Source organism: Curtobacterium sp. A7_M15, from assembly GCF_030705415.1.
Lineage (GTDB): Bacteria > Actinomycetota > Actinomycetes > Actinomycetales > Microbacteriaceae > Curtobacterium.
Window position 1 is genome coordinate 1 of sequence record NZ_JAUZED010000096.1, and the last position, 13,541, is coordinate 13,541.

Sequence of the window (13,541 nt, forward strand, 5' to 3'; positions counted from 1 at the left end):
GGCGCGGTGCCAGCTGGCACCGCGCCTCCCGTCCGTCGATCCGGACCTTCTACTCGACCGGACGGGCGAGCGCGTCCGTCACCGGTCGCGACAGCACCAGCGTGATGCCCAGCAGCGCGGGGATGAGCAGGAACCAGCCGACCGCGGGCACACGGAAGACGCCCTGGAACGCCCCGATCGCGAGTGCACCCTGCAGCACCTGCCAGACGATGATGCCGGACCGCACCCACGGACGGCGGTTCCGCAGGCCGACGAAGAGCGAGCCGAGCCACAGCGCCGCGATCGCCGCGAGGACCGTCAGCGCGATCCCGGACGCGATGCTCGTGGCCGGAGCGACGATCAGTTCGACGACGAGGACGATCGTGACGACGACGAGGGCTGCGAACTCGAGTCCGACGACGACCAGGAGCGCCAGGAGCGCGGGCGACCGCCGTTCGGCGGGGTCGGACTCGGTCGGGGTGGTGTCGGGCACAGCATTCCTCCAGCGTCGGAACCCTTGATTTGGCCCTACCAGTATGGAACGATACTGGAGGTCGTTTGGACGGCACGATGTGGTGTGCGTCTCCCGTGGTTCGATGCTCCTCCCCCGAGCGTTCTGCGGGCGTCAGACTCGCTTCCAGCGGACTCCTCCCCCACAGGTGTTCCCTCGTGCCTCATGCATGCTCAGCGTTCCGATCCCCGAACCGCGGCCCCGGCCTGCCGTTCGAGCATCGATTTCAAGGAGCACCACACATGGACTGGCGTGACCAGGCAGCCTGCCTCACCGCGGACCCCGAGCTCTTCTTCCCCGTCGGGAACACCGGACCGGCCGTCGATCAGATCGAGAAGGCCAAGTCGGTCTGCGCTCGATGCACGGTCACCGAGATGTGCCTGCAGTACGCCCTCGAGAACAACCAGGACTCCGGTGTCTGGGGTGGCCTGAGCGAGGACGAGCGCCGCGCGCTGAAGCGTCGCGCCGCCCGCGCTCGCCGCGCTTCCTGACCCGGCGCCCACTGCACGCCTGACGCCCGCCGCCCCCTCGGGGCCGGCGGGCGTCGTCGTGTGCGGGGCCGGGTGGCGGGGGCGCTGGGGTTTCGGAGGTTCCACGTTCCGCGCCCCGTCACGGTCGTGGGGGGCCCCCCCCCGCGGGGGGGGGTGACGAAACCCGCGGGCCGCCCCCGCCGGGCGGGGCGGCCTACGCGGCGCCCGGTGTCGCCGTCAGCCAGCGGAACGGGATCGTGATGGTCACCTCGGTGCCGCTTCCGGTCAGGGTGTGCCAGTCGATCGTCCCGCCGAGCTCGCCCTGGATCAGGGTCCGGACGATCTGCGTCCCGAGGCCCGACCCGACCTTGCCCTCCGGCAGACCCCGGCCGTTGTCGCGGACCTGGATGTCGAGGTGGTCGTCGAAGCGCTCCGCCACGATCTCGACCTCGCCGTCGCGGCCGTCCAGCCCGTGTTCGACGGCGTTCGTGACGAGCTCGGTGAGCCCGAGCGCGAGCGGGGTCGCCGCCTCGGAGGGCAGCACCCCGAACTCGCCGGTCTTCTTCGGGCGGACCGTCGTGTTGTGCGATGCCGCGACCTCGGTCACGAGCTTCAGCACGGAGTCGAAGACCTCGTCGAAGTCGACGTTCTGGCTGAGGCCGGTCGACAGGGTGTCGTGCACGACCGCGATGGCGGCGACGCGACGCATCGCGTTCTGCAGCGACGTCCGAGCCTCCTCCGAGTGCGTGCGCCGGGCCTGGATGCGCAGGAGCGACGCCACGGTCTGCAGGTTGTTCTTGACGCGGTGGTGGATCTCGCGGATCGTGGCGTCCTTGGTGATGAGCTCGCGCTCCTGGTGGCGCATCTCGGTGACGTCACGGCAGAGCACGACGGCGCCGATCCGCTCGCCGTGGTCGCGCAGCGGGATCGACCGCAGGGACACCGTGACACCCTTCGACTCGATGTCCGCACGCCACGGCGCACGGCCGGTGACGACCAGGGGCAGCGACTCGTCGACGTCGAGCTGGGCGCCGATGAGCTCCGTGGTGACCTCGGCGAGCGACTTCCGCTCGAGCTCGCCCTCGAACCCCATGCGGTTGAACGCACTGAGGCCGTTCGGGCTGGCGAACGTCACGATCCCGTTCGTGTCGAGTCGGAACAGGCCGTCGCTGGCACGCGGTGCGCCGCGACGAGGACCCGCCGGGGCGCCGAGGTCAGGGAAGTCGCCGGTCGCGATCATGCCGAACAGGTCGTTCGCGCTCGCGGTGAAGTTGAGCTCCTGCCGGCTCGGCGTCCGGGACTCGTCCTGGTTCGAGTGCCGCGTCACGACCGCGATCGGGCGCTCGGTCGTCTCGGCGCTGTTCGCGTTCAGGCGTCGGAGCACCGGGATCGCCCGCACGCGCGTCGGGGTGTCCTCGTACCAGTCCGGCTCGGCGGAGTCGACGACCTTCGCGCCGACGAAGCTCTCGGTGACCTGTTCGCGCCACTCCTCGCGGATCTCCTGCCCGACGATGTCACGGTAGAACAGCGTCGCCGCGGAGCTCGGGCGCGCGTGCGCGACCGCCACGAACGAGCCGTCCTCGGCGGTCGGGACCCACAGGACCATGTCCGCGAAGGACAGGTCGGCGAGCAGCTGCCAGTCCCCGACGAGCAGGTGGAGCCACTCCACGTCGGCTTCGGAGGAACGGCCTTGTGCGAGGACGAGGTCACTGAGGGTCGACACCCGCCCAGTCTAGGTGCGCGCCTCTGTGGACAACTCCGCTCTCTCCACAGGCCCGCACGCAGTCATATTTCTCATGTTGTACTCGCCCTACGCTCAGGCTCGATGAAAGGGGCAGGGGTGGTCGAGGAAGCACGCCGGATCGATGATGCGGAGCCGATGGGAGACGTCCCTCGGCTCAGGGCGGTTCCGCCCCCGACCGACGTGGAGGACACAGCGCGGGCGCTCGGACTCTGCGTCGCCGAGGTCCTGACGGGATCGCGCGAGGTCGACAGCATCGCCCGTTGGATCACCGACGAGGTGCACCGACACCTCCAACAGCGGGCGTCGGTGGCCGCGCGGGCCCGACAGCTCGGTGGGCGGTCGCGCGGACGCGCGCTGCTCCGGGTCGGGAGCGTGATCGTGTGTCGTCCGGCCGCGGGGGTGGCCGAGGCGACGGTGGTGGTCCACACGCGCAGTCACGCGCGGGCGGTCGCGATGCGGTTGGAGGAGCGGCAGGGACGGTGGCGCGCGACGGCGGTCGGGGTCCTGTGACGCCCGTCACGTGATGGGAGACGGACGGGAGGTGGGCCCCACCCGCCGGTACCGGCGTGACGCCCCAGCGGCACGACGGCCGAGACGGGAGGTGGGCCCCACCCGCCGGTACCGGCGTGACGCGCCAGCGGCACGACGGCCGAGACGGGAGGGACGGTGCCAGCTGGCACCGCGCCTCCCGTCCGCCCGTGGTGACGTCAGAACGTGCCCGCGTCAGCCCTTCTTGGCGGCCTGACGACGCTCGGCACGGTTGCTCGCGGCGGCCTGACCGGACGCCGTCGCGGCGCTGCCGAACGCGGAGCCCTGCTCCGGCCCCGCGGCTGCCTCGGCCTCGGCCTGCGCCTTCTGCGCCCGGGCCGTCGCCGCCTGCTCGAGGCGACCGCGCTCGTCACGGACCTCGACCTCGCCGTCGATCGACGGCGCGGAGTACTCGAGACCGGACACCTCGTCCTCACCGAGCCCCTTGGCCTCGATCACGGCGTTCTCGCCGTCGGACTGGACCTGCACTTCGAGGTTGAAGAGGTAGCCGACCGACTCTTCGCGGATCTGGCCCATCATGCTCTGGAACAGCGCGTAGCCCTCGCGCTGGTACTCGACCAGCGGATCGCGCTGCGCCATCGCGCGGAGACCGATGCCGTCCTTGAGGTAGTCCATCTCGTAGAGGTGATCGCGCCAGCGACGATCGATCACGGAGAGGACGACCCGCCGCTCGAGCTCACGCATGGCCTCGTCGCCGAGCATCTCTTCGCGCTGCTGGTAGGCGAGCTTGGCGTCGGAGAGGATCTCGCGGCCGAGGAACTCGCGCGAGGCCTTGCCCTTCGAGCCGGCCTCGGTGATGACCTCGTCGATCGAGATCGAGATCGGGTACAGCGTCCCGAGCTCGGTCCACATGGCGTCCAGGTCCCAGTCGTCCGCGTTGCCCTCGGCGGTGTGGGAGTCGATCACGTCGTCGACGACGCTCTTGAGGAACGACTGCGCACGGTCGTGGATGTCGTCGCCCTCGAGGATGTGGCGGCGGTCGCTGTAGATCGCCTCACGCTGGCGGTTGAGGACGTCGTCGTACTTGAGGACGTTCTTGCGGATCTCGGCGTTGCGGCCCTCGACCTGCGCCTGGGCCGACCGGATCGCACGGCCGACGAGCTTGTTCTCGATCGCGAGGTCGTCCGGCACGTTCGAGCGGCCCATCAGGCTCTCGGCGGCACCGGAGTTGAACAGGCGCATCAGGTCGTCGGTGAGCGACAGGTAGAAGCGGCTCTCACCGGGGTCGCCCTGACGACCCGAACGGCCGCGCAGCTGGTTGTCGATGCGGCGGGACTCGTGGCGCTCGGTACCGAGCACGTACAGGCCGCCGGCCTCGCGGACCTTCTCGGCCTCGTCCTTGATCTCCGACTTGACGCGCTCGAACACGTCGTCCCACGCGGCCTCGTACTCCTCGGGCGTCTCCGTCGGGGACAGACCCTTGGCGTGCATCTCCTGCACGGCGAGGAACTCGGAGTTGCCACCGAGCATGATGTCGGTCCCGCGACCGGCCATGTTCGTGGCGACCGTCACGGCGCCGAGTCGACCTGCCTGGGCGACGATCGCGGCTTCACGCGCGTGGTTCTTCGCGTTGAGGACCTCGTGCTTGACGCCCTTCTTCGCGAGGAGCTTGGAGAGGTACTCGGACTTCTCGACGCTCGTCGTGCCGACCAGGACCGGCTGGCCCTTCTCGTGGCGCTCGGCGATGTCCTCGGCGACCTGCTCGAACTTCGCCTTCTCGTTCTTGTAGACGAGGTCGGTCTGGTCGATGCGCTGCATCGGCTTGTTCGTCGGGATCGGCACCACGCCGAGCTTGTAGGTCGACATGAACTCGGCGGCCTCGGTCTCGGCCGTACCCGTCATGCCGGACAGCTTCTGGTAGAGGCGGAAGTAGTTCTGCAGCGTGACCGTGGCGAGGGTCTGGTTCTCGGCCTTGACCTCGACGCCCTCCTTGGCCTCGATCGCCTGGTGGATGCCCTCGTTGTAGCGACGGCCCATCAGGATGCGGCCGGTGTGCTCGTCGACGATGAGCACCTCGCCGTTCATCACGACGTAGTCCTTGTCGCGCTTGAACAGGGCGACGGCCTTGATCGAGTTGTTCAGGAACGAGATGAGCGGGGTGTTCGCCGACTCGTACAGGTTGTCGATGCCGAGGTAGTCCTCGACCTTCTCGATGCCGGGCTCGAGCACGCCGACGGTGCGCTTCTTCTCGTCGACCTCGTAGTCCTCGCCCGGGGTGAGGCGGGTGGCGATGGACGCGAACTCGGTGAACCAGCGGTTCGCCTCGCCCGAGGACGGGCCGGAGATGATGAGCGGGGTACGGGCCTCGTCGATGAGGATCGAGTCGACCTCGTCGACGATCGCGAAGAAGTGGCCGCGCTGGACCATGTCCGACGCCTGCCACGCCATGTTGTCGCGGAGGTAGTCGAAGCCGAACTCGTTGTTCGTGCCGTAGGTGATGTCGGCGGCGTACTGCTCACGACGCTCGGCCGGGGACTGGTTCGCGATGATGCAGCCGGTCGTCATTCCGAGGGCGCGGAACACGCGGCCCATCAGCTCCGACTGGTACGACGCGAGGAAGTCGTTGACGGTGATGACGTGCACGCCGCGCGACGGGATGGCGTTGAGGTACGCGGCCGTCGTGGCGACGAGGGTCTTGCCTTCACCGGTCTTCATCTCGGCGATGTTGCCGAGGTGCAGTGCCGCACCGCCCATGAGCTGCACGTCGAAGTGCCGCATGCCGAGGGTGCGCTTCGCTGCTTCACGCACGGCGGCGAACGCCTCGGGCAGCAGGTCGTCGAGGGTCTCGCCGTTCGCGTAGCGCTCGCGGAGCTCCTTGGTCTCGTCCTGGAGTTCCTCGTCGGTGAGGCTCGCGAAGTCGTCCTCGAGGTCGTTGATGGCCGAGGCGTACGCCTTCAGCCGTCGGAGGGTGCGTCCTTCGCCGATGCGGAGGACCTTCTCCAGCACGTTTGCCACGTGAGCTCCTTACGAGATCGTCACGCGCGACCTGCGCGATGCGAACAGCCAGTCATGCTAGCAACCCGCCGACTCCGGCCGCTGTGAACGCAGCGGGTGTGCGCGGCCCGCGAACGGTCCGCGCACACCCGGTTGCGGTCTGCCGTAGTGAGCGATCGTCAGGCGATCGCGACCGCCGGCTCCGACTCGGACGCGCCTGCCGGAGCGTGGTCGGCGGTCGGGTCGTCGATGCCGATCACGCCGTAGTCCCAGCCCTTGCGTCGGTAGACCACGCTCGGCCGGTGCGTCTCCGCGTCGACGAACAGGTAGAAGTCGTGTCCGACGAGCTCCATGAAGTAGAGGGCGTCGTCGACCGTCATGGGACCGGCCTCGAAGACCTTGTGCCGGATCACGACGGGGCTGTAGACCTCGTTCTCGTCGTCCTCGGCGGTCGCGTCGACCACCGGGACTGCTCCGGTCGCGACGTCCTCGATGAGCTTGCCGTCGGCGGGGACGACCCCCATCCGTTCGAAGGCGGTGCCGGAGGCCTCGGCCACCGAGGTCGGACGGTGGCGCCCGCGGTGCACCTTGCGGCGGTCGCGCGCCCGGCGGAGTCGTTCCATGATCCGGGCGAACGCCAGATCGAAGGCGGCGTACTTGTCCGACGCCGCGGATTCGGCCCGCACGAGGGGGCCGGGGCCGATGAGTGTCAGCTCGACGCGGTCCTCGCCCTGCCCACCCGACTTCTCGTTGTGGCGGCTGATGCGCACCTCGAACGCGAGGGCGCGGTCGGCGAGCACGTCGATCTTCTCGGACTTCTGTTCGACGTAGGTGCGGAATCGGTCGGTGACCCCGATGTTCCGGCCCGTGATCGTCACGTCCATGTGGCGGCTCCCATCCAGACTCAGCGCGTCGCCTCCATCCGGCGATCCCGAACGCCTTGCCGCGAGGCTAGACCCGGTGACGCCCGGGCGTCACGCGCCGTCGGTGAGTCGGCCGGACACCCACCGGACACACAGTGGTCACCGAGCGTTCACCGATGCACGGCCGCCCGGCGACCGCCTCAGTCGTCCACGCTCGCGACCGCGACGCACCGCACGACCCGGCCACCGGCGGCACGCACGGCACGGACCGCCTCGGCCATCGTGACGCCGGTGGTCACGACGTCGTCCACCACGACGACCGCCCGGCCGGACACCCCGGTGACCGAGAGGGTGCCGACCGTCGCTGCCACGCGTTCCACCGCGCTGCGTTCCTTCTGCCCGCCGTGCCCTGCCGCGCGGCCACCGGCGGACGGGCTCCGCCCCCGCTCGGGCACGCGGCTCAGCGCCCGCGACCGCCGCACTCCCCCGCGCGCCGCCAGCAGGACGACCGGGTCGAACCCCCGCCGACGTGCACCCCGGCGTGACGGCGGGACCCTCAGCAGGACGACCCCGGGACCGGCATCGGCGAGCGCCGCACGGACGAGCCCGCCGAACCGCGCGCCGAGGGGCCCGGCGAGGTCCACCCGTCCGCGCAGCTTGAGCTCGAGGAGCATCGTCCGGACGAGACCGGTGTACTCGAACGCCGCGTCGAGCCGGACGCCCGCGACGAGACGCACCCGACGGGGTGCGGCGGCGAGGGTGCACCGGCACACGGTGCAGAGCGCGCGGTCCGCTCGGCCGCACCCGACGCAGTCCACCGGGAGGAAGAGCCCGAGGACCGCGAGCACCGCGTCCCACCAGGACTGGCGGACCGGCGCTCCGGCCCGGTCACCGTCTCGGATCGTCATGCCGACGATCCTGGTCGCCACCCGCCACCGGGCGGGTGCCGATCCCTGGAGCTGGGGACGCGCCTCCTGGACCGCCGCCCTGTGGAGGAACGACCTCAGCGCTGCACGCCGAGCACGTCCGCGCTGATCCCCGTCGTGTCCCAACCGCCGCCGGTCGACTGCAGCACGGACCCGTCGGACATGCGCAGGAGCATCGAACCGCCGCTCCCACCGACGATCTCGGTCGCCCGGCCGTCGGGCTTCGGCAGGGTGCTCGCCTGGCCGCCGATCGTGGAGCGGACGACGTCGGGGCCCGAGGACGTCTGTCCGACCGAGGCGACGTCGGAGTCGCTGATCCACGCGGCGCCGACGGCGTCCCCGGTGGCCGCTTGCACGCGCACCGGCGGACCGAGTGACGTCGGGGTGCGGTCGGCCCCGCGCACCACGGCCATCACGTAGAGGCTCGGCCCGTCGTTCGTCTGGATGAGGGCGAGTGCCCTGGTCGAGTCGCGCGAGATCTGGAACGACACGAGGTCACCGGTCGGGAGCGTGGTGCTGACCGCGTGCGGATCACCACCGAGGCCGTACGCGGTGATGCGTCGGGTGTTCTCCTCGGACGCGACCCAGACGAACCCGAGGTCGTCGATGGACGGCGGGACCAGGTCGTCGGTGGCGTCGATGCGCAGGTGGCTGCGCCCGCGGACGACGGTCACCCCGTCGTCGTTCCCGACGACGGCTGCCGTGCCGGACGCGGACAGCGCGAAGGAGGACGGTCCGAGGTCGCCGATCTCGTCGCCCATGCCGTTGCCGAGCTGCGCGATCTTCCCGCCCCCGAGGGCCGAGTAGCCCACGGTGCCGTCCTGGTCGACGAGCGGACGGGCGTCGACGTCGGGGTTCTGCTGCGCGCCGGAGCCGCTGCCGTCGGGGACGGAGAAGGTCGTGCCCTCGGCGGTGATGTCGACGGAGGACACCGTGGCGACCGAGGCGAGCGACTTGCTCAGCTGCTCGCGCATCCGGATCCGGTCCTGGCTGCTGGCGCGCAGGGCGTCGCTGGACAGGTCGACGAGGGCGGTCCCGCTCTCGATGGTGACGGCGTTCAGGGAGAGCTGCGTGCCCTCGGGGAACGCGGTGACCACGGCCCCCTTGAGCCAGCTCGCGGGCCCGGCGAGGAGGGCGCTCGCGATGCGGGTGCTCGTCGACGACCTGGCGAGGAACCAGCGCTCGTCGGGCACGAGGAACTTGTAGGTCGGGTCGTAGAAGTAGAGCGCGTGCTGCTGGAACACCGTCTCGAAGTTCACCGGCGACAGGATGATGCCGTCCGGGGCGTAGGCGATGCGCCACTCGCCGTCCTCGCGGGTGAACTGGAACGTCAGCGTGGACGAGGTCGGCCGGACCGCCTGGGTGTACTCGCCGTCGGCGTCGACCGACGCGCTGGCCGTGAGGGTGTAGGTCAGCTCGCGTTCGCCGACCCGCTCGATCGCCGGGTTGCCGGGCTGGATCGTCACCGAGCGCCGCGGGTTCCACTTGGTGGAGAAGTTCGAGGCGAGGAACTCCCGTGCGACGGCGTAGTCGTCCGCCGCGCCGGTCCCGGCCGCGATGAAGCCGCGGAGGATCGTCGTCTGGTCGGCTCCGGGGACCGGCTTGCCGGGTCGGTAGTCGACGCCGGACACCGACTGGTCCTTGATCACACCGCCGGAGCGCACGGCCCCGTCGGTCGGGATCGCGGCGCACGCGGACACGGCGACGATCGTCAGTGCGGCGAGCGCCGTGGCGACCAGGGTGCGGAGTCGGGTGCGCATCAGTCGTCCTCCCTGACGGCGCGGGGGCCGTCGTAGGGTTCGTCGAGGTCCGGGAGCGGGATCGCCGAGGTCGTCACCGTGACCCGGTCGTTGCGGGGCAGCGTGAGCACGAAGGTGGAGCCCTCGCCGGGGCGCGACCAGACGTCGATGCGGCCGCCGTGCAGGTTCGCGTCGCCGAGCGAGATCGCGAGCCCGAGTCCGGTGCCCCCGATGGTCCGCTTGCGGCTCGGGTCGGCGCGCCAGAACCGGTCGAACACGCGCGCGGCGTCCTCGGGCGGCATGCCGACGCCGTGGTCGCGGACGGCGATGGCGACGGAGCGGGCGTCGCTGTCGACGACGATCTGCACGGGCTTCGCGTCGCCGTGCTCGATCGCGTTGCCGACGAGGTTGCGGAGCACGCGGCGGATGCGTTTCGCGTCGAGCTGCACGGTGGTGTGGCCGCCGGGTGTGACGAGCTGCAGGTCGATCCCGGCGCGCTCGGCGAGGGGCCGGAACTCGTCGACGATGTCGGTCGCCAGGGCGGCGGGGACGACGGGCTCCGGGTCGAGGTGCACCGCCTGCGCGTCGAACCGGGAGATCTCGAGGAGGTCGGCGAGGAGGAGCTCGAACCGTTCGACCTGGGCGTGCAGGAGCTCGGCGGACCGGCCGACCGACGGCTCGAAGGCGTGGCGGGAGTCGAACAGCATGTCACCCGCGAGCCGGATGGTCGTGAGCGGGGTCCGGAGCTCGTGCGACACGTCGGACACGAAGCGCTGCTGCACTCGGGAGAGCTCGGCGAGCTGGGTGATCTGCCGGCTGACCGCGTCGGCCATGCCGTTGAAGCTGCGGGCGAGGGTGGCGATGTCGTCGTTGCCGCGCACCGGGATGCGTTCGTCGAGCCGGCCGGCGGCGATCTTCCGGCTCGTCTCGGCCGCACCGCGGATCGGCACGACCACGAGCCGGACCACGAGGGAGGTGACGAGTGCGATGAGCACCATGAGCGCGACACCGCCGATCGAGAGCGTCTGCGAGACGAAGTCGAGGGTCTGCTGTGCGTCCGAGAGGTCGTAGACGAGGTAGAGCTCGTACTGACCGGCACTCGGGATCTGCAGGGTCGACCCGACGGCGAGCCCGGGCTGGCGGCGGCCGTCGTCCTCGAGCCGCACCGGCTGCAGGCTGAGCGTGCCGGTGTTCTTGCCGACCTGCTTGCGGAGCGCGTCGGTGATGACGGCGTCCGGGAAGCCCTGGCTCGCGACGTTCTGCACCGTCTGCGGCCCGGGCTGGTCGGGACTGCGCTCGATGGCGATGCTCGTACCGCCGGGGCTCGTGGTGTTCGACAGGATCGCCTGCTGCGCCTCGCTCTGGAGCGTCTCGAGCTCGCTCTGGTTGTTGTCCTCGCCGGCGGTGGCCGCGTCGAAGATGCCCTGCGCGACGATCGTCGCGCGGGCCGACTCGGACTCGATCTGGTCGCGCCGCTGCGAGTAGACGTTGTTCGAGATGCTGATCATGACGGCCGTGCCGATGATCGCGACCGCGAGGCCGGTGGTCATCACCGTGATCGCCACCGACCGGAACATGAGGGACCGGCGCCACAGGTACGCCACGGCCCGCCAGCCGCGTCTGACCCACCGTCGCAGGCGGCGGCCGGCGCGGGCGAGTCTGCCCTGCACGGCGACGCCGCCGGTCGACGCTGCGGACGGCACGGTGCTCAGGCTCCTCCGGCCCGGTACCCGACGCCGCGCACCGTGGTGACGATCTTCGGGTTGTCGGGGTCGTGCTCGATCTTCGCGCGGAGACGCTGCACGTGCACGTTCACCAGTCGGGTGTCCGCCTTGTAGTGGTAGCCCCAGACCTGCTCGAGCAGCATCTCGCGGGTGAACACCTGGTTCGGCTTCTCGGACAGCGCCCGCAGCAGGTCGAACTCGAGCGGGGTCAACGCGATGACCGCGTCACCGCGACGGACCTCGTGCCCGGCGACGTCGACGGTGAGGTCGCCGACGTGGAGCACCGTGGCGTCGGCAGCGGTCGGCCGGAGCCGCGTGCGGATGCGGGCGACGAGCTCCTTCGGGTTGAAGGGCTTCACGACGTAGTCGTCGGCGCCGTTCTCGAGCCCGGCGACCACGTCGGAGGTGTCGCCCTTGGCGGTGAGCATGATGATCGGTGTGCCGCTCTCCGCGCGGATGCGCTTGCAGACCTCGATGCCGTCGATGCCCGGGAGCATCACGTCGAGCAGCACCAGGTCGGGCTTCGTCCCGTGGAACGCGTCGACGGCGTCGTTGCCGTCGGCGCTGAACTCGGGTTCGTAGCCTTCGGAGCGGAGGACGATGCCGATCATCTCGGCGAGGGCCTGGTCGTCGTCGACGACGAGGATGCGCGGTGTCATGTGATGGGGACTCCGTGTGACGTGCGGCGGTACCCGGTCGGCACCTGACCACTCACGATAGCCGAGGCCCCGTGCGACGGCGTTTTCCGACAGGATGGGTGTCGACCGCGTCTTCCGCGTGCGCGGTCGGGGACCACGAGGGGGCGGCGATGTCCGATTGGCAGGTACCGGGGGCGCCCGGCGGTCCGCAGGACGGTCAGGGACACGGTCCAGGAGGCGCGGCTCGGCCCCACCAGGTCGGGGGCCCGTCCGCCTCGTGGCCGGGCCCACCGCCGGCGGGTCCACCTCCGGCAGGCCCGCCTCCCGCCGGCCCGCCTCCCGCGGGGTCGCGGCCCGTCATCCCGTTGCGACCGCTCGGGCTCGGGGACGTCCTGAGCGGGGCCTTCACCGTGTTCCGGCGGAACGCACGGGTGCTCCTGCTCTGGAGCGTGCTCCTCAGCGGGGTCCTCGGGCTGCTCTCGACGCTCGCGGGTGCGTTCGGCCAGAGGGCCCTCCAGTCCCGCATGTTCTCGGCGGTCGACGGCGACACGAACGGACAGGAGTCGATCATCGCCGGCTCGGTGACGCTCTGGCTGCTGCTGTCGATCGGGCTGCCGTTCCTGGCGTACCTCGGACGCGGCTTCCTCGTCGCCCCGGTCGCCGCGGACACCGGGCAGCGCATCCTCGGGCGACGCGCGACCTTCCGCGGGCTCTGGGCCCTCCTCGCCGGGCGACGCTGGTCGGTCGTCGCGTGGATCCTGCTGCAGCTCGCGGCAGGGGCGGTGATCGGGACGGTCTTCGTGGTCGTCATGATCGCGGCCGTCGCCGGACTGTCCGGCAGCGGCACCCGCTTCGGCGCGTTCCTGCTCGCGTTCTTCCTGCTCGGGCTCGGGTTCACGGTCGTGCTCGTCTGGCTCGGGACGAAGTTCGCGTTCACCGTGCCGACCATCGCGCTCGAGGGGCGCCCGGTCTTCCAGGCGGCGGCGCAGTCCTGGCGGCTCACCCGCGGGGCCTTCTGGCGCACCTTCGGCATCATCCTGCTCGTGCACGTCGTGTTCGCCTTCGCGGTGTCGATCGCCTCGGTCCCGCTCACGATCGGCGCGACGCTCGTCGGCGGGACGTTCGACCCGCTCGGACAGACCGGGGTGGCGTCCGGCGCCGGGGTCGGCGGGATCGTGGCGATCGTCGTCGGGAGCCTGCTCGGCATCGCGGTGCAGTGCATCACCGACGTGCTGTCCGCGTCCGTCGTGACGTTCCTGGCGATCGACCGACGCATCCGGACCGAGGCGCTCGACCAGCGGATCGCGTCGCACCTCGAGACCGGGCAGCCGGGCGACCCGTTCGCGCCTGCGCCGCGGGTGGACCGGCCGACGTGGCCGGGGCAGCCCTGGCCCGGGCAGGCGTGGCCGGGGCAGGGGCAGACCTGGCCGGGTGGCGGTCCGGTGCCGCAGCAGCCGTGGCCGG

Annotated in this window: 11 protein-coding genes; 3 read left to right on the forward strand and 8 right to left on the reverse strand. The window is 70.9% G+C overall.

All coding sequences use genetic code 11. The annotated features are described in order from the left end of the window. Positions 1–49 precede the first annotated feature (49 nt). Positions 50–472 (reverse strand): hypothetical protein, encoded by a 423-nt coding sequence (locus Q7F20_RS14720; protein ID WP_305740821.1) that lies wholly within the window; start codon positions 470–472, stop codon positions 50–52. Positions 473–732: 260 nt separating this feature from the next. Here Q7F20_RS14720 and Q7F20_RS14725 point away from each other — a divergent pair, with 260 nt between their 5' ends. Continuing rightward, positions 733–981, forward strand: coding sequence for a WhiB family transcriptional regulator (locus Q7F20_RS14725; protein ID WP_022904217.1), 249 nt, complete (start codon positions 733–735; stop codon positions 979–981). 193 nt (positions 982–1,174) lie between these two features. Here Q7F20_RS14725 and Q7F20_RS14730 read toward each other — a convergent pair whose 3' ends face one another. Next, complete coding sequence (locus tag Q7F20_RS14730) at positions 1,175–2,683, reverse strand: sensor histidine kinase (protein ID WP_305740822.1); 1,509 nt, start codon at positions 2,681–2,683, stop codon at positions 1,175–1,177. Positions 2,684–2,884: 201 nt separating this feature from the next. Here Q7F20_RS14730 and Q7F20_RS14735 point away from each other — a divergent pair, with 201 nt between their 5' ends. Continuing rightward, complete coding sequence (locus tag Q7F20_RS14735) at positions 2,885–3,214, forward strand: Rv3235 family protein (protein ID WP_370871697.1); 330 nt, start codon at positions 2,885–2,887, stop codon at positions 3,212–3,214. Positions 3,215–3,427: 213 nt separating this feature from the next. On the opposite strand, the gene secA is transcribed toward Q7F20_RS14735, so the two are convergent. The 6 genes from secA to mtrA form a co-directional block, all read right to left on the reverse strand. Next, positions 3,428–6,208: a preprotein translocase subunit SecA gene (secA, locus tag Q7F20_RS14740; protein WP_305740823.1), complete on the reverse strand. Its 2,781-nt coding sequence runs from the start codon at positions 6,206–6,208 to the stop codon at positions 3,428–3,430. Positions 6,209–6,366: 158 nt separating this feature from the next. Beyond that, positions 6,367–7,071, reverse strand: coding sequence for a ribosome hibernation-promoting factor, HPF/YfiA family (hpf, locus tag Q7F20_RS14745; protein WP_305740824.1), 705 nt, complete (start codon positions 7,069–7,071; stop codon positions 6,367–6,369). A 179-nt stretch (positions 7,072–7,250) separates the two neighbouring features. Continuing rightward, on the reverse strand, positions 7,251–7,958 hold the full coding sequence (locus tag Q7F20_RS14750; RefSeq protein ID WP_305740825.1) for a ComF family protein: 708 nt from the start codon (positions 7,956–7,958) through the stop codon (positions 7,251–7,253). 95 nt (positions 7,959–8,053) lie between these two features. Continuing rightward, positions 8,054–9,736, reverse strand: a complete 1,683-nt coding sequence (locus Q7F20_RS14755) for an LpqB family beta-propeller domain-containing protein (RefSeq protein WP_305740826.1) — start codon at positions 9,734–9,736, stop codon at positions 8,054–8,056. Beyond that, positions 9,736–11,418 (reverse strand): MtrAB system histidine kinase MtrB, encoded by a 1,683-nt coding sequence (mtrB, locus tag Q7F20_RS14760; RefSeq protein WP_305740827.1) that lies wholly within the window; start codon positions 11,416–11,418, stop codon positions 9,736–9,738. Before mtrB ends, Q7F20_RS14755 begins: the two co-directional genes overlap by 1 nt. A 5-nt stretch (positions 11,419–11,423) precedes the next feature. Then, positions 11,424–12,098, reverse strand: coding sequence for an MtrAB system response regulator MtrA (mtrA, locus tag Q7F20_RS14765; RefSeq protein WP_305740828.1), 675 nt, complete (start codon positions 12,096–12,098; stop codon positions 11,424–11,426). Between the two features lie 344 nt (positions 12,099–12,442). On the opposite strand from mtrA, the gene Q7F20_RS14770 reads away from it, so the two are divergent. Continuing rightward, on the forward strand, positions 12,443–13,541 hold a 1,099-nt coding region (locus tag Q7F20_RS14770), incomplete at its 3' end, for a glycerophosphoryl diester phosphodiesterase membrane domain-containing protein (protein WP_305740829.1).